This is a genomic window from Pseudofrankia inefficax, assembly GCF_000166135.1.
Lineage (GTDB): Bacteria > Actinomycetota > Actinomycetes > Frankiales > Frankiaceae > Pseudofrankia > Pseudofrankia inefficax.
This window is the reverse complement of sequence record NC_014666.1, coordinates 3,399,408-3,414,698: the sequence shown is the minus strand read 5'-3', so window position 1 is coordinate 3,414,698 and position 15,291 is coordinate 3,399,408. Positions and strand designations below refer to the sequence as shown.

Sequence of the window (15,291 nt, the reverse complement as noted above, 5' to 3'; positions counted from 1 at the left end):
GTTCAGGTGAGGTTTAGCTGGGCCCGCACGGCGGCAGCAGGATCCGCGCGTCAGCCCTGGCTGCCGCCCTCGGGACGGCCTTCGCCACCCACGGCCGCATCCCCGAGGCGAGAGATCAGATCAAGGAACTGACGGCGCTGCTCCGGTGTCAGGGGAGCGAGCACCGCCTCCTGGATCCCGTCGAGGACGCCGTCGAGCCGTTTCAGGGCTTCGAGGCCCCGCGAGGTAATCGTGACGATCTTTCGACGCCCGTGGTCGGGGTCGGGCCTGCGCTCGACGAGGCCGCGGGCCTCAAGTTCGGTGAGCGCGCCGGTGACGTCGCTGCGGTCGATGCCGGTGTCGCGGCCGAGGTCGGCCTGACTCGCGGGCCCCCACTGTTCGAGGGCGGCGAGCAGCCGGTAGTGATAGCCGCGCAGCCCGTCGCCGTGCGTCTCGAAGCCGGCGAACAGCAGCGACGTCGAGCGCGCGAAGGCACGGCTGATGAGCCAGGTCGGGCGGTCCCTGACCCGGTCCGGGATGCGACCGGACTGCTCATGGTGCACGGGCATGCGCCGAGGCTACCAGTTGTTGGTTCGACCAACATTATGTATGTTGGCGCTGCCAATATTGGCACGACCAACATAGGAGGTCGCGTGTCGGCCGCATCCTCGCTCGACAGCTGGCACGGCAGACGCATCCTGCTTCTGCTGTGCGCGGTGGCGTTCCTCGACTTCGTCGACGCCTCCATCACGAACGTGGCGCTCCCCCACATCCTGCGTTCGCTGCACTTCTCGACCCAGAGCCTCCAGTGGGTGCCGTCGGCGTACCTGCTGACCTACGGCGGCTTCATGCTGCTCGGCGGCCGGCTCGCCGACCTGCTCGGCCGCCGGAACGTCCTGCTCGCCGGCACGGCGCTGGTGGGACTCTCCTCGCTGGCCGGCGGCTTCGCCCAGGACGAGGGCGTGTTCATCGCCGCCCGCCTCGCCCAGGGGGTCGGCGCGGCGCTGATGCTTCCCGCGGCGCTCTCGACGCTGACGACCACGTTCACGGCCACCCGGGACCGCGAGTCCGCGCTCGGGGTGTGGGGCGCCGTGGCGGGCCTCGCGTCCGCGGCCGGAATCCTGCTCGGTGGCGTCCTCACGGAGGGCCTCGGGTGGCGGTGGGTCATGTTCGTCAACCCGATCGCCTGCGTGTTCGTGATCCCGGCCGTCATCAGGCTGCTGCCGAGAGACCTGCCGGCCGACCGCGCCAGCCGGTTCGACCTGTTCGGCAGCGTGGTCATCACCGGCGCGGTGCTGCTGCTGGTCGACGCCCTCGTCGAGGCACCCGACCACGGCTGGGGCGCCGCGGCCACGTGGCTGAAGCTGGGCGGCGCGGGAGTCCTGCTGGCGGCCTTCATCCTGATCGAACGGACCGCGCGGGATCCGATCCTGCCGCTGGGTATCTTCCGGGTCCGTGGCCTGGCCGCCGCGAACCTGACGGGGCTGGTGGGCTTCGCGGGGATGCTCTCGATGTTCTACTTCCTGACCCTCTACATGCAGAACGTCCTCGGCTATTCGCCGATCGTCGCCGGGGCGGCCTACCTTCCGCTCACCTTCGCCGTCGGAGTCTCGGCCGGCATCGGCTCCAAGCTGCTGGCCAGGGTCGGCAGCCGGGCGGTCATCTGCGCCGGTTCCCTCCTGGCGGCCGGCGGGCTGTTCCTGCTCAGCCGGATCCCGGTCGACGGCGGCTACCTGGCGCACGTGCTGCCGGGCCTGCTCGTCACGGCCCTCGGCATCGGCGCGGTGTTCGTCGGCGTGACCGCCGCCGCGAACGCGGGTGTCGGCCCGAGCCGGGCGGGACTCGCCGCCGCCCTGCTCAACGCCTCCCAGCAGGTCGGCGGCGCCCTCGGGCTCGCCATCTTCTCGGCCGTCGGAGCGGCCCGCACCCACCACCTGCGCTCGGCCGGCGCGCCGATCCCGGAGGCCACCACCTCCGGCCTGCGGCACGCCCTGGCGACCGGAGCGGCCTTCGCCGCGGCCGCGGCACTCCTCGCGCTGGCGACCAGGAACACCCGCGAGCAGGACCCGGCCCACGGCACGGGCGAAACCGACGCCGGCCACCCGCCGCTCGCGGCCAGCCCCCTGCCCACCACGGAGGTCGCACGATGACCACGACGTCCACCCGGGTCCTCATCGTCGGGCGCAGCCCAGGCGTGCTGACGGCCGCCGTCACCATGCTGAACGCCAGGGGCTACCGCGCGGACGCGACCAACCAGTACGGCCGCGTCCTCGACGACTACGACGTCACTGACCTCGACGTGCTGGTCTTCGGCGGCATGGTTCCCCCCGACCGCAAGGAGCAGCTGCGCGACGAGATCTCCCGGCGCAACCCCGGGGTGACCTTCGTCCAGGGCCTCGCCGGCGTCGCCGGGGTCATCGCCGCCCAGGTCGTGGCGGCCACCCGGGCACCCGCCCCGGACGGCGACGAGATCAGCTACGAAGCCATCACGCGAACCATCCGGGTGACGCTCGGCGAGGCGACGCGCGTCGTCGTCGAGGCCCTGTGGATCGTCACGTTCACACCCCCCGAGCCGACAAGCGCGTCCGAGCTGGTCTTCGACGCCACCCTGGCCGCCGGAACCCACGACCTGCGCCTCCCGGCACGCGTCCCGGCCGAGGCCTCGTTCGCGACCGTCGCCGTCGGCTCGCGGCTAGGCGTCTTCACCGTAGGCCCGATGCCGGAGGCCATCCGGCGGCTGGTCCCGACCTCGGCCGACGACAGCCGCCTTCCGACCGTCGAGGCCGTCACCACCCACAGCGAACCGCGGTAGCGGAATACCGGCCTTCTCGCCAGCCGGTGGTGCGTCGGGCAGCTCACGCACCACCGGCTGGCGCGGGGCCGCCTGGCTTATCCGGGCGTCAGGCAGACGAGCCGTCGTCGGCGGCCAGACGCGGCGCGAGTTCGGTGAGGCTGAGCTCGATGTGGCGGTCGATGAGCTCGTCGGGCAGGCCGGGGAAGTCGGCCCAGAAGAAGACGTCGGTCACCGGCAGCCCGGCGACCCGGGCCCGGATCGCGGCGGCGACCTGGTCGGGCGTCCCGATCAGCACCTCGTCCCGGATGCTGTCCGGGTCGAAGTAGGCGGGCGGGGCCGCCTCCCGCCGGGTGCCCTCGTACATGTAGCGGTTGTACGACAGCCAGCGATAGGACACGTGGTCGCTGATCCGCGACCAGGCCTTCTCCGGGTCGTCCGACAGGAAGAACTGCACGGTGTGGCCCATCCGCGCGGACGACTCGTCATGCCCACCCGCGCGAAGCCCGGCCAGGTACGGCTCCAGCAGCGCCCGGTCCAGCGACTGCAGCCCGAGGCCGAGACGGCCGGCGAGCCCGGCCCCGCGCGGGCCGCCGAACCCGCCCCACATCGGCACCGGGCGCTGGATCGGCGCCGGGGTGACGGTCCGCTCGGCGCCGGGGACCTCGCCCCACAGCGCCCGCAGCGCGCCGATCCGGTCCTCGAACTCCAGGTAGCGCCGCTTGAAGTCGCCGCCGAACGCGACGTACTCGGGCTTGCGGTAGCCGACGCCGAAGCCCGGCTCGATCCGGCCACCGCTGATGACGTCCGCCAGCGCGATCTGCTCGGCGAACTCCAGCGGGCTGTGCAACGGCAGCAACGACACCGCCGAGCCGATCCGCAGCCGCGAGGTGCGGGCCGCGATCGCCGCCGCGTAGATCCAGCACTGCGGCAGGTAGCCGTCATCGAAGAAGTGATGCTCGGTCAACCAGACCGACGGCGCGCCGAGACGCTCGGCCTCCTCCAGCCGCTCCAGCCACCGGCCGTAGTGCCGGTCCCACGACCGCTCCCAGCGCGGCGGGTTCCTCATGTCGACGTACAGGCCCAGCCGCACGCGATTCCTCCCGATCAGCAGGTCAGCGGAGACGTCGAGCCGTCACCCGTGCGCCTGGGCCGGCTCGCGCACGACCGGGGGCGCCGAGGACTCCCACAGCCCGTCGAACAGCTCCGTCCGGGGCACCGTCCCGCTGGGCAGCTGATAGCCGTCCATGCCCATGAGGCCCTCGCGCAGACCCAGGTGGTACATGCTCTCCCGCCGGCCCGTGTAGGCGACCGGCTGCCGCAACATCCACAGCATGCCCTCGACCGGCACGTCCGAGCCCTTCCAGCCGGTCCGGTCCGCGCCCGGGGTGTTCGCGACGAACCCCTCCGAGGCCACCGGCACGTCGATCCGGAAGCAGTTGACCGCGATGCCCTGCGGGTAGAGCTCGCGCGCCGCGTCCATCGTCAGGTGCTCAAGGGCGATCTTCGACGTGCCGTAGGCGAGCATGTTCGGCAGCGGCTGGAGCGCCGCGAACGAGGAGACGTTGATGATCGAGCCGCCGCCGCGCGCCGCCATCGACACCCGGGCCTCCCGGATCGCGAGGTACGGCGCCCGATAGTTGATCTCCATGGTCAGGTCGTGCCGGTTCAGCGGCTGGTTCAGGTCACCGGCGAAGGTGATGGCAGCGTTGTTGACCAGGATGTCCACGCCGCCGAACCGTTCGACGGTGGTCGCGACCATGGCGACGACCTCGTCCTGGACCGCCAGGTTCGTCGGCACCGCGACCGCCACCGCGCCCGCGCCGCGCCCGGCCTCGTTCGCCCGGTCGACCGTGTCGTCGAGCGTCCCCGGGGTCCGTTGCGGCGCTCCGGCCGTCGATCGCGCCGCGCAGACCACCGAGCAGCCCTCCCGCGCGAGCGCCACGGCGAGTGCCGCCCCGACGCCGCGACTCGCGCCGGTCACGATCGCGACCTTGCCACGAAGGTCCATGCCCGTCACCCGCTCAGCAGCTTGCTCGCCGACCGCAGGAGGGCGGGGGTTCCGGTGAACGGCGGCGGGGCGCCGCGCCGGCGGGCGTTACGGTTGATCAGCGCCGAGATCGCCGCCTGCTTGTAGCGGACGAGGGCGTCGAACCAGTGCATGTGCTCGACCGTGGCGCCGCGTGACTCCTGGTAGACGTCGAGCAGCTCCTTGTCGCTCGGCATGCCGGCGCTGGTCCGGCGCCCGAGCTCGGGGTCCGGGTTGCACATCATCAGGAACCAGGCCAGGTCGACCCTGGGGTCCGAGCGGGCCCAGATCTCCCAGTCGATGACGGACACGACCCCGGTGCCCTTCGACAGCGTGTTCCCGAGCCGGAAGTCGCCGTGGATCAGGCTGGACTCGCTCCGGGCCGGGATCGCCGCCTCCAGCCGGTCACGCACCTCCTCGTAGCCCGGGCGGAAGTCCTCGTCGCACGCGGCCAGGGAACTGGTCCACCGGGTCAGCTCCTGTTCCGGCGTGACCGTCGGCTCGTCGCCCAGGCCCACCGCGACCGGGTCGAGCGCGTGCAGCAGGCCGAGGACCCGGGCGGCGTCCAGCTCGCGGGCGCGGACCTCGCCGGGCGGCAACGACTCGTCCTCGGGCAGCGAGTTCGGCTCGACGCAGTCGCCGTCCTCGAAGCTCATGACGTAGAACGGCGGGATCTCCGGTGGGGTGCCCTCGTGCTCGGCGACCACCGCGGGGCACGGCACGCCCGTGTCCCGCAGGGCCTGCTGCAGCCGCGCCTGGCGCAGGACGTCGCGGTTCTTCGTCGGGGCGAGGCCCGCCGGCGCCACCTTGGCCACGACCTTCGAGGCCGGCGCGGATCCGACCGAGAGCTCCGCCCAGTAGGTGATGCTCGACGTCCCGCCCTGCAGCCGGGTGAGCGGGCCGAGCACGCCGCCCGGCACCGCGGCGGCGACCGCGGCCGACGCGCGCCGCTGAAGGTCCTGCTCGTCAATCGGAACTACCGGCACCTGGCCGCCTCCATCCGTTCCGGCGGCCGGTCGCCGCCACCTGTTCGAGCCTCACGAGCCGAGACGTCCGACCGCCGTCGCCAGGTCATCCAGCACGGGCAGCACCTCGTCGGTGGTGCGGTCCTCCAGCAGCACCTGCATCCGCTGGATGCCCAGCCGCGCGCCGAGCTCCAGCTCCCGGGTCATCTCGTCGGCCGACCCGGGGGGGAAGAAACACAGCACCTGCGGCTCGGCCGCGCGGCCCGCCTTGTCCCAGGCGCCACGCAGGCCGTCGAGGTGGGGGCCGAGCCCTGGATCGCGGGCCGGCGTCTGGCCCATCGGAATCCAGCCGTCGGCCCAGCTCGCGACGCGTTCGAAGGTCCGTTCCGTGGCACGGCCGCCGAGCAGAACCGGCGGTCCGCCGGGCCGGACGGGCTTCGGCCACGACCACGACGGGGTGAGGCGCCGGAAACGGCCGTCGAACGACGCCTCGTCCTCGGTCCACAGCGACCGCATGAGCCGCACGGTCTCCTCCACCACCGCGGCCCGGTCGCCGAACGACACCCCGTGGTTGGCCGCCTCCTGCCGGTTGTAGCCGAACCCGACACCCACCACGACCCGGCCGCCGCAGAGGTGGTCGATCGTGGCGATCTCCTTCGCCAACGCGATCGCGTCGTGCTGGGCGACCAGGGAGATCGCCGAGCCCACCTCGAGTGAGGTCGTCGCCGCCACGAAGGACGAGCAGACGAACGGGTCGAGCGAGCGCTGGTAACGCTCCGACATCCGCCAGTTGGCGGTGATGTCGAGGCTGTCCAGCGGCACATGGGTGTGCTCGGGGAAGTAGATCGACTCCAGCCCGCGCGCCTCGGTCGCGCGGGCCAGCTCCAGCACGGGCATCGACAGGTCGGTGGCCGTCGGATGGACACCGACCGACGGCCGCCGTCCCGGTGTCGTCATCGTCGCCGGCCCGTCCCTAAGATCTCGCGTCCAACGTGCGGGGACGGCGTCACCTCAGGCCCAGAACCCGTAGGTCCGGTAGGCGTGATGCCCCCGGTCGTGCTCGTCCGGCAGCGTGGACAGCGGCACGCTGAGCTTCGCGTAGGTCGGGGCGTCGATCCGGGCGGCGACCTTGCGCAGTGCCGCACCGTCGAGGCCATAGGCGCGGACGGCGTTCTCACCCAGGCACTGGGCCACCTCGTGTTCCGGGAGGCCGGCGAAGGTGAACCGCATCGCGGAACGCGTCGCGGTGTCGCCCTCGGGCGAGACGATCCCGTGCTGGAACGTCCCCTCGAAGTGCGGGTAGTCCGAGCCCCAGATGATGTTGCCGAGGTAGCCGTTCGCCATCGCGTCCTCGACCTCGAAACGGGCCAGGAAGCTGGCGCCGACGAAGACCTGCCGCGCGGCGTACTCGCTCGGCAGCTTCTTCACCCGGTCCTTCATGTCCGGGTACTCGGCGACGTCGTGGATGTAGACGCTGTCGAGCTCCTTCATCACCGCCGGCCACCACGGCCCGACCGACTCGGTCAGGACGAGGCGCAGGTTCGGGTGACGCTCGAACACGCCGCCGAAGACGAGGTGGGACAGCGGCGAGATCCGGCTCATGTTGGAGACCTCGAGCTTGACGATCGACATCATGCCCGGGCCGCCGGTGGCCGTCGGCGCGCCGCCGCCGTGGTGGCACAGCGACATGCCGAGTTCCTCGCACGCGCTGAAGAACGGCTCCCAGTCGGGGAAGTTGTACGACTTCATCCACGGCCGCGGATACGGGAAGTTGACCCCGCGCAGGCCGACCGACGACGCCCACCGCAGTTCCTTGACGGCGGCGTCGATGTCCCACATCGGGACGTAGGCCAGCCCGACGTGGCGCTCGGGCTGCACGCGGACCTGGTCGGCCAGCCACTGGTTGTAGATGTGCTGGCCGACCTTCAGCCGGTCGAAGTCGATGTCGTCCCGGTTGAACACCGACGAGCGGTCGAACGGGAGCGGCTGGCCGTTCTGGCTGTCGTGGAAGATGACCTGGCCCGCGACGCCGTCGTCGTCGAGGTCCCGCAGCCGCGCCTCGATGTTGAAGTGGCCCTCGGTCTCGAGGTTGCGGCGGCTCACCTTCCAGTCCGCGCCACGCGTCATGCCGCCGAAGCCGAGCTGGTTGTTCGACGCCTCCCGCTTGCGGGCCAGCGCGCCGGCGAACTCGTCGAACTCGTCGAGCAGCGGCGCCGGGCAGTACGGGCGCAGCTCCTGTTCGAGCCGAGGGCCGATGTGCGTGTCGGCCGACACGACGATCAGGGGCGTCGTCGGGCTCTGGGTGGCGGGCTGTTCGGACGTCGTCACAGACATGGCGCTACTCCCAATGCCATCCGAGGGTCACAGCTTGTAGAACTTGCGAGCCGTACCGCCTCTCAGCAGCGCCCGGGACGCGGCGTCGACCGGGAGCTCGTCGAGTTCTTCGAGCTCGTGCAGGCAGGACTTCACGTTGACCTCGTGCGGGAAGTCCGAGGAGTACATGAACGGCGCGGTGCCGAAGTACTCCATCGCGGTCACCAGGTGGTGCTCGCCGCCCTCGCAGCCGATCACGATGCGGTCGGACTTCATGAGCTCGCTGAGGTAGTCACGCACCGAGGTGCCCTCGGGCAGGTGCAACGCCTCGCTGTTCAGCGACGGGGTGGCACCGAACGACTCGGAGAAACGCTCGGCGGCCATGAGAATCCACGCCGCGCCACCCTCGAGGAAGGCCACGCGCAGCCCCGGGAAACGCTCGAAGACATTGTTGAACAGCATGCCGCCGAGCGAGATCAGCAGACCGAACGGGAAGCCCAGCGCGTGGACGGCCGCGAAGACGTTGAAGTCGTCGAAGCCGAAGCCGTCGTGAATGCCGCCGTGCACGGAAAGGCCGACGTCGAGGTCCTGCGCCGCCTCGTAGACCGGGAAGAACATCTCGCTGCCGAGGTGGTTGTGCAGGCCGTGAGCGGGCAGCACGGCGGCGCGGAAACCCAGGTCCTCGACCACCCGCCGCAGTTCCCTGACGGCCTCGTCGGGCTTCTGTAGCGGCAGGAGCGCGGCGGCCTGGAACTTGCCGGACGGGTGCTGGATGTACGTCTCCGCCATCCAGTCGTTGTACGCCCTCGTGATCGCCACGGCGTACTCCGCGTCACGCAGCCGGCCCACCGTCAGGCCCAGTGTCGGATAGAGCACCGTGCGCTCGATCCCCACCTCGCCCAGGAAGAACTCCCAGGAGGCCGGGTCGATCCCCGTCTCCTTGGGCCCCCTGCCGAGCGCGGACCGACCGGGCGTCGGGATGGTCGACAGGTAGCCCAGCGGCGGGAAGATGGACATGCCGTGCAGGCGCGAGAGGTCGTTCTTCAGCAGCCGCTCACGGGGGGCCCGCCATTTGTCGGGGAGCTTGGAGACGATGGCCGGGACGTCCTCCATCACATGGCCGTCGGCGTCGAAGAGACCAGTCTGCTCAGGCACGCCTTGGGCCGCGGGCGCCACCGTAGAGGTCGTGGTCATTGATCTCCCCATCATGATTGTGGTGTGGAGGTTCGCGGGCGTCGCCCACAACGTGGCCAACCGGAGGGGCCATGTCTAAGTCGGCGAGCTTATTCTAGGAGCCGCCGCATGTGGGAGTCAAGGTGAACAAACGGCGCGCACCGCACACCACGCCCCTCACCGGACCCGCTTGCACACCCGGGCCACCTCGTCCCACCACCGGGTCCGATCCTCAACGGCGCCTGGTGAGGCGGGGACAGCAAGGTCGTCAACCCGCCGTTCGCCCGGGGGGACGTACCCGACGATCTCCGTCATTGTGTAATCGACAGACCTTAACTACATGCTAGGGTGGCGGAACTGTGGTGCGTGCCACCCGCCGGCCGGCCGCCGCCGCCTGCCCCGGGGCCCATACCCGTTCCGCCGGCAGGGCGGCACTGAGGCAGACCAGCGCGGCCCGATCCGTTCGCCGAGACGATGACCACGAGCGCGGGGCGGCCGCCGGTCGAGAAAAGCTCGGTGGCCGGTTCGACGTCCCGCTCACCCAGGCCGGCGACGGATGCCGCGCGCGGTCGTCGCGGACGCATGATGCGAGGAGACGCAGAGATGGCAGCTGACAGTGCGGGACGCCACGCGGTCGCGATCGTCGGCGTCGGGGTGAGCAGGAGCGTCCGGCACTCGGACGTCCCGATCGGGAGCATGGCCGTCGGCATGTCGGACGCCGCCATCGCCGACGCCGGCCTGACCAGAAGCGACATCGACGGCATCTCCTGCGGCACCAGCCTGCCGGCCGACGGGGCCGCCCGCGTGCTGCGGCCCGGCTACGACTTCGTCAACAGCGACTTCCTGACCGAGACCATGGGACTGGAGCCGGTCTGGTCCCGCGACGACGGCTCCTTCCCGCCGGCGCTCGCCCGCGCCGTCCAGGCGGTCGCCGCCGGGGCCGCGAGCACCGTCCTGGTGAACCGCACCGTGCACAATCCCGCGGGCCGTTACCACAACTTCGCCGGAACGGCGGCCACCGGCCGCCAGCAGTGGACCGCCCCCTACGGCTTCGTCGGCTGGATCTCGGGAATGGCGATGTCCTACCTCGAATACCAGCGACGGTACGGCGCGCGCCGCGAGCACATGGCCACCCAGGTGCTCCAGAACCGCAAGAACGCGCTCCGGATCCCCGAGGCCTACTGGTTCGGCCGTGAGCTGACCTTCGACGAGTACATGGCCAGCCGGATGATCAGCGAACCGCTCTGCCTGTTCGACAACGACATCCCGGTCGACGGCGGCGCCTCCTTCATCGTGACGACCGAGGAACGGGCCAGGGATCTCCCCCACAAGCCGGTCTACATCACGTCCTGGGCAAGAATCCGAGGCCAGCGGCCAAGCGCCTGGATGGTCCCCGGAACGCTCGGCGCGCTCGACGACTACTACGAGCCCGGCTTCGACCTCGCCCGGCGGCTGTGGGCGAACAGCGGCTGGAGCCCGCGGGACGTCGACGTCGTCCAGCTGTACGACGGGTTCGCGATGGAGACCTGGTACTGGCTGGAGGTGCTCGGTTTCTGCCCGCAGGGCGAGGCGTGGAGCTTCGTCCAGGACGGCCGCATCGCCGCGGACGGCCCGTTCCCGCTCAACTCCGGCGGCGGCAACTCGGGCTGGGGACGGCTGCACGGCGTGCCCCAGGTCCTCGAGTGCTACCTCCAACTGGCCCGACGGGCGGGCGAGCGCCAGCTCGCGCGGACCGAGACCGGACTCTCCACGTATGGCGACCCGGCGCACACGATCGGCACGGCGCTGCTCTACAGCGTCGACCCGACGGCGTAGCGGCGCCTCACACCCGCTGGCTGACGCAGAAGAGGTGGCATCCCGCGGACGGGGTGCCACCTCTTCGCGTTGCCGGCCCGGCGCCTCGGTCAGATGGCGCCGACCTCCCGGAAGCGGCTGATGTCCTCCCAGCTGTGCCCGAGTTCCAGCAGCACCTCCTCGGTGCTCTCGCCGTGCTCGGGCGCGCGGCTGAGGACTCCCGCCTCCTTGTTGAACTGCACCGGCGCGGATCCGAGCGTGATCGACCGGCCGTCGCCGTAGTCGACGGTCTGGAAGTAGCCGTTGGCCCAGGCCTGCTTGTCCCGCCCCAGGTCGCCGACCCGCTGGGCCGAGGACCAGGGGCCGCCCTGTGTCGCGAGCCGCTCCTCCCAATGGGCGAGCGGAGCCGAGCCGAAGATCTTGTCCAGGGTCTCGATGCACGCGTCCTTGTGCTGGGTGCGGACCGTGATGTCGGCGAACCGCGGGTCCTCGATCAGCTCCTCGTGGCCGATGGCCCGGCAGAGATCGGCCCAGTAGCGGTCCGGCTGCAGCATCCCGAGGATGAACCAGCGGTTGTCGCTCGTCCGGTAGGTGTTCATCAGCGGGTTCGGCGCGTTCTTGCGGTCACGGTGGTCGCGCGGCATCTCGTCGAGGCCGGCCAGGTTGACCGCCACGACGGAGCCCATCATCGCCCAGCACCCCTGGGCCAGCAGCGAGGTGTCGACCTCCAGAGCCTCCCCCGTCCGCTCCCGGTGAAAGAGCGCCCCGGCGATGCCGCCCGCGAGGGTCATGCCGGTCTGGACGTCGCCGAAGCCCGGCCCGGGCTGCATCGTCAGGTCCGTGCAGCCGGTCGGGATGGTGCCCATGGCGATGCCGCACCGCAGCCAGTAGGTCAGGCCGTCGAAGCCACCCGCCTCGGCCTCGTCGCCGAGCTGGCCGTGGGCGCTGCCCCGACCGTAAATGATCTTTGGGTTCACGGCCCGGAGGTCCTCGACCTCGAGGCCAAGCTTCCTTCGGGCCGAGGGCAGGAAGCTCGTCAGGAACACGTCCGCCTGCCGCGCGAGGTCCAGGATGATCTCCCGGCCCTCGGGCACGCCGATGTCGACACCCACGGACCGCTTGTTGCGGTTGACGGGCTCGTGCATCGGGGTGAAGCCGTTGGTACCGGGCGCCACGCCGGCGGTCGACAGGCCCCGGATCGGGTCGCCCCGGTGCGCATGCTCGATCTTGATGACGTCCGCGCCCCACTCACCGAGCACGGCGCCCGCGGACGGCACCATGCCGTACTCCGCGACTTCGAGAACACGGATTCCTTCAAGGATCAACGGCACTGTCCCGGGCCCTCCCTACCGACGCGCGTCGGGACGACGCGGCGATGCGGGCAATACTTGCAAATTAAGTCAACGTCCGCAAGTTCTTGTGTCGAGCGGACCCGTTCGCCAGCCCCAGCAGCGGCCCGTGATCGCGGAGCGAGGCTCGACACTCTCCAGGCAACTTGATTAAAGTGGCTTAATTACCGGTCTCCGATCAAGCGGGTGACTCATGGTGACCACGAGTGAGCGTGCGTTGGTCGTCTCGTCCGACGGCCACGCCATGCCGAAGATGCGCCAGTACCGGCCGTACCTGACCGCCGCGCTGCACGAGCGCTTCGACGCCTTCTGCGACTTCTACGACGACAACGGCGTACCCCCGATGGATCCCGCGCACCTGCGGGGCCGCCTGGACCCCGACGTCGTCGAGCAGTGGGTGCGCGACGTCTTCGAGCCGGGGCGGCTGGAGGGCTGCTCCGACCCGGTCCGCCGGCTGGCCGAGCTGGAGCGCGAGGGCATCGTGGCCGAGGTGCTGTTCCCGGACTTCGGGATGCCGTTCGAGGCGTTCGGCCCGCCGTCCCAGACCATGCGCCAGGGCGCCAGCCGGCAGGCACCGCGGTGGCCGGCCCGGACGAGGGAGGAGATCGACGCGGGCAACCGGGCCCACAACCGCTGGCTGGTCGACTTCTGCTCCGCCGCCCCTGACCGCTTCCTCGGCATGGCGGTCGTGTCGTTCGACGACGTCGAGGCCGCGCTGGCCGAGATCCGCTGGGCGAGGGAGTCGGGGCTCAGGGGGGTGCTGCTGCCCACGTTCAGCGCGGACCAGCCGATCTTCCACGAGCGCCACGAGCCGATCTGGAGCCTCCTCGAGGAGCTCGAGATGCCACTGAACTCGCACGTGGCGATCTCGTCCTCGTTACCGCGCACGGCCTACCAGGGCATCCCCGACCCCGTCGTCGCCCTGCCGCTGTGCTCGAAGGAGATGGTCTTCCGCTGCCACGAGGTGCTCACCCACCTCGTCTGGAGCGGGATCCTGGAGCGGCACCCGGGGCTGCGGGTGGCCTTCACCGAGCAGGGCTCGGCCTGGGTCATCACGGCCCTCGCCTCGATGGACTACTCCTACCAGGGCAGCTACCAGCGCCGGGCCGTGCGCGACGTGGTCCGCCGCGAGCCGTCGGAGTACTTCCGGCGCCAGTGCTGGCTCGGTTCGTCGATCTTCTCCCGGGCCGAGGTCGAGGCGCGCCACCAGATCGGGCTCGACGCGATGTGCCTGGGGATGGACTATCCCCACCACGAGGGCACCTTCGCCGCCGGCGGGACGACGGAGTACCTGCGCGCCACCCTCGGCGCGGCGGGCGTTCCCGCCGACGAGGCGAGGCTGCTGCTGGGCGGCAACGCGATCGCGCGCTGGGGTTTCGACCACGACCGCCTGCGGGCGCTCGCCGACCGCTTCGGCCCCTCGCTCGACCTTCTGCTCACGCCGCCGGACGGCGACCTGTTCCCACGGGGCGACGTGCACAAGCCGCTCGTCGTGATCTGACGTGACGTCCCAGCCACTGGCCGGGCTCGTCGCGGTCGTGACGGGCGGCGCCGGGCACCTCGGCTCGGCCATGACCACGACCATGGCCGAGCAGGGGGCCAGGGTCGCGGTCGCCGACCTCGACGTCGACCGGGCGCGGGAGCACGCCGGCAGACTCGCCGCGGCGGGGTTCGACAGCCTCGCCGTCCGGGTCGACGTCGCCTCCGAGGAGTCCGTCGGCCAGGCCGTCGACCAGGTCGTCGACCGCTTCGGCGGCCTCGACGTGCTCGTCAACAACGCCGCGCCGTCACGGCTGATCGCGACGGACGCCCAGGTTCTCGACGTGCCGCTCGCGACCTGGGACGCCCTGCAGGACGTGATCGTGCGCGGCGCGCTGCTCTGCGCCCGGCGGTGCCTCCCGCACCTGGTGGCGCGCGGCGGTGGCTCGATCATCAACGTCGCCTCGATCCACGCCCACGCCGGTGATCCCGACCTGAGCGCCTACCCGGTCGCGAAGGCGGCGCTGCTCGGCCTCACCCGCGTCCTCGCGACCCAGTACGGCCGGGCGGGCGTGCGGTGCAACGCGGTCACCCTGGGCACGATCCCGTACCCGTCGATGTCGGAGCAGGCGAGGCGGAACAAGCTGCGCCACCAGCTCGTCCCCCGGGTCGGGCTGCCCGCGGACGCGGCCAATCTGGTCGCCTTCCTGGCGTCCCCCGCGGCCTCGTTCCTGACCGGCGCGGACGTGGTCGCCGACGGCGGGGTGCTCGCGCACCTTCCGTCCTACGCGGACGGCGGGACGTTCGGGCTCGTCCGCGGCACGTGACCCGCGCCGGCGGGCCGCTCACTCGCCGGGCAGCGGCGCCGGGGGCCGGGCCCAGTAGTCGTCGAAGGTGGGCCAGCCCTCCGGCATCCTGCTCCCCCGCATCGGGCCGGCCTGCCCCTCGGCGGCGAGCACCCGCCCGGTGCCGTGCTCCGGATGCCCGAACTCCTGCCGGTACCACGACTTCACCCGCCGCCGGCGGAACACCCAGCCGTCGCCGGACCGCTCGTAGGTGTCCCAGTACGCGAGTGCCAGGTCGAACCAGTGCTCGGGCTCGGTGACGTGGTGGTGCGCCCGGCAGTACACGACGCCGTGGGCGTGCTCGTCGTCGTCGAAATCGATCACGTGATTGCCGACCAGGTGCATCGAGCAGTGGAACAGCCGCAGGCGGTTGTCGTAGAAGGTCCGCACTCCGGCGCGGCCCGGGCCGTAGCGGCCGTTGCTCACGTCGTCGGCGAAGAGCGCGGCAAGGGAGTCCAGGTCCTTGCCGTCGACCGCGAGGGCGTAGCGCTCCGCGAGCTGGCGGATCTGGTCCCGGGCCAGCAGCTGCTCGATCGCGTTCATGCTTCCCCACTTCCTTCGACCGTCTCAGAAG

The 15,291-nt window shown here is 71.3% G+C and carries 14 protein-coding genes; 5 read left to right on the top strand and 9 right to left on the bottom strand.

Annotation, left to right across the window (positions count from 1 at the left end; translation table 11 throughout):
• Positions 1-50: 50 nt before the first annotated feature.
• A complete protein-coding gene (locus tag FRAEUI1C_RS14020; protein WP_013423964.1) occupies positions 51-548 on the bottom strand; it encodes a MarR family winged helix-turn-helix transcriptional regulator in 498 nt (165 codons plus the stop codon).
• Between the two features lie 84 nt (positions 549-632).
• Between FRAEUI1C_RS14020 and FRAEUI1C_RS14015 the strand changes: the two genes are divergently transcribed.
• Positions 633-2,129, top strand: a complete 1,497-nt coding sequence (locus tag FRAEUI1C_RS14015; protein ID WP_013423963.1) for an MFS transporter — start codon at positions 633-635, stop codon at positions 2,127-2,129.
• Positions 2,126-2,791: a hypothetical protein gene (locus tag FRAEUI1C_RS14010; RefSeq protein ID WP_013423962.1), complete on the top strand. Its 666-nt coding sequence runs from the start codon at positions 2,126-2,128 to the stop codon at positions 2,789-2,791. Before FRAEUI1C_RS14015 ends, FRAEUI1C_RS14010 begins: the two co-directional genes overlap by 4 nt.
• Before the next feature lie 88 nt (positions 2,792-2,879).
• On the opposite strand, the gene FRAEUI1C_RS14005 is transcribed toward FRAEUI1C_RS14010, so the two are convergent.
• From FRAEUI1C_RS14005 to FRAEUI1C_RS13980, 6 genes are read right to left on the bottom strand one after another with little or no spacing between them, the layout of a single operon-like run.
• The gene (locus FRAEUI1C_RS14005; protein WP_013423961.1) at positions 2,880-3,863 is read right to left on the bottom strand and encodes an LLM class flavin-dependent oxidoreductase; all 984 of its coding nucleotides are present in this window, start codon (positions 3,861-3,863) and stop codon (positions 2,880-2,882) included.
• A gap of 42 nt (positions 3,864-3,905) precedes the next feature.
• Positions 3,906-4,781: an SDR family NAD(P)-dependent oxidoreductase gene (locus FRAEUI1C_RS36255; RefSeq protein WP_013423960.1), complete on the bottom strand. Its 876-nt coding sequence runs from the start codon at positions 4,779-4,781 to the stop codon at positions 3,906-3,908.
• Between the two features lie 5 nt (positions 4,782-4,786).
• On the bottom strand, positions 4,787-5,785 hold the full coding sequence (locus FRAEUI1C_RS13995; protein WP_013423959.1) for a phosphotransferase family protein: 999 nt from the start codon (positions 5,783-5,785) through the stop codon (positions 4,787-4,789).
• Positions 5,786-5,836: 51 nt separating this feature from the next.
• A complete protein-coding gene (locus FRAEUI1C_RS13990; protein ID WP_013423958.1) occupies positions 5,837-6,721 on the bottom strand; it encodes a TIGR03619 family F420-dependent LLM class oxidoreductase in 885 nt (294 codons plus the stop codon).
• 54 nt (positions 6,722-6,775) lie between these two features.
• Positions 6,776-8,098, bottom strand: a complete 1,323-nt coding sequence (locus FRAEUI1C_RS13985) for an amidohydrolase family protein (protein WP_013423957.1) — start codon at positions 8,096-8,098, stop codon at positions 6,776-6,778.
• Between the two features lie 27 nt (positions 8,099-8,125).
• Entirely contained in the window at positions 8,126-9,271 is a 1,146-nt protein-coding gene (locus FRAEUI1C_RS13980) for an amidohydrolase family protein (protein WP_013423956.1), read from the bottom strand.
• Positions 9,272-9,853: 582 nt separating this feature from the next.
• Here FRAEUI1C_RS13980 and FRAEUI1C_RS13975 point away from each other — a divergent pair.
• Positions 9,854-11,065, top strand: coding sequence for a thiolase family protein (locus tag FRAEUI1C_RS13975; protein WP_013423955.1), 1,212 nt, complete (start codon positions 9,854-9,856; stop codon positions 11,063-11,065).
• 89 nt (positions 11,066-11,154) lie between these two features.
• Here FRAEUI1C_RS13975 and FRAEUI1C_RS13970 read toward each other — a convergent pair whose 3' ends face one another.
• Positions 11,155-12,375, bottom strand: coding sequence for a CaiB/BaiF CoA transferase family protein (locus FRAEUI1C_RS13970; RefSeq protein WP_013423954.1), 1,221 nt, complete (start codon positions 12,373-12,375; stop codon positions 11,155-11,157).
• Between the two features lie 211 nt (positions 12,376-12,586).
• Here FRAEUI1C_RS13970 and FRAEUI1C_RS13965 point away from each other — a divergent pair, with 211 nt between their 5' ends.
• Positions 12,587-13,894, top strand: a complete 1,308-nt coding sequence (locus tag FRAEUI1C_RS13965; RefSeq protein WP_013423953.1) for an amidohydrolase family protein — start codon at positions 12,587-12,589, stop codon at positions 13,892-13,894.
• Position 13,895: 1 nt separating this feature from the next.
• Entirely contained in the window at positions 13,896-14,699 is an 804-nt protein-coding gene (locus FRAEUI1C_RS13960; protein ID WP_013423952.1) for an SDR family NAD(P)-dependent oxidoreductase, read from the top strand.
• Between the two features lie 18 nt (positions 14,700-14,717).
• Here the strand turns inward: FRAEUI1C_RS13960 and FRAEUI1C_RS13955 are convergent, their stop codons facing one another.
• Positions 14,718-15,260, bottom strand: a complete 543-nt coding sequence (locus FRAEUI1C_RS13955; protein ID WP_013423951.1) for a nuclear transport factor 2 family protein — start codon at positions 15,258-15,260, stop codon at positions 14,718-14,720.
• Between the last annotated feature and the right edge of the window lie 31 nt (positions 15,261-15,291).

Bases quoted from the DNA above. Each gene is read 5' to 3' on its own strand.
- FRAEUI1C_RS14020 (WP_013423964.1), bottom strand. From the start codon at position 548: ATGCCCGTGCACCATGAGCAGTCCGGTCGCATCCCGGACCGGGTCAGG.
- FRAEUI1C_RS14010 (WP_013423962.1), top strand. From the start codon at position 2,126: ATGACCACGACGTCCACCCGGGTCCTCATCGTCGGGCGCAGCCCAGGC.
- FRAEUI1C_RS36255 (WP_013423960.1), bottom strand. From the start codon at position 4,781: ATGGACCTTCGTGGCAAGGTCGCGATCGTGACCGGCGCGAGTCGCGGC.
- FRAEUI1C_RS13990 (WP_013423958.1), bottom strand. From the start codon at position 6,721: ATGACGACACCGGGACGGCGGCCGTCGGTCGGTGTCCATCCGACGGCC.
- FRAEUI1C_RS13985 (WP_013423957.1), bottom strand. From the start codon at position 8,098: ATGTCTGTGACGACGTCCGAACAGCCCGCCACCCAGAGCCCGACGACG.
- FRAEUI1C_RS13980 (WP_013423956.1), bottom strand. From the start codon at position 9,271: ATGACCACGACCTCTACGGTGGCGCCCGCGGCCCAAGGCGTGCCTGAG.
- FRAEUI1C_RS13975 (WP_013423955.1), top strand. From the start codon at position 9,854: ATGGCAGCTGACAGTGCGGGACGCCACGCGGTCGCGATCGTCGGCGTC.
- FRAEUI1C_RS13965 (WP_013423953.1), top strand. From the start codon at position 12,587: ATGGTGACCACGAGTGAGCGTGCGTTGGTCGTCTCGTCCGACGGCCAC.
- FRAEUI1C_RS13955 (WP_013423951.1), bottom strand. From the start codon at position 15,260: ATGAACGCGATCGAGCAGCTGCTGGCCCGGGACCAGATCCGCCAGCTC.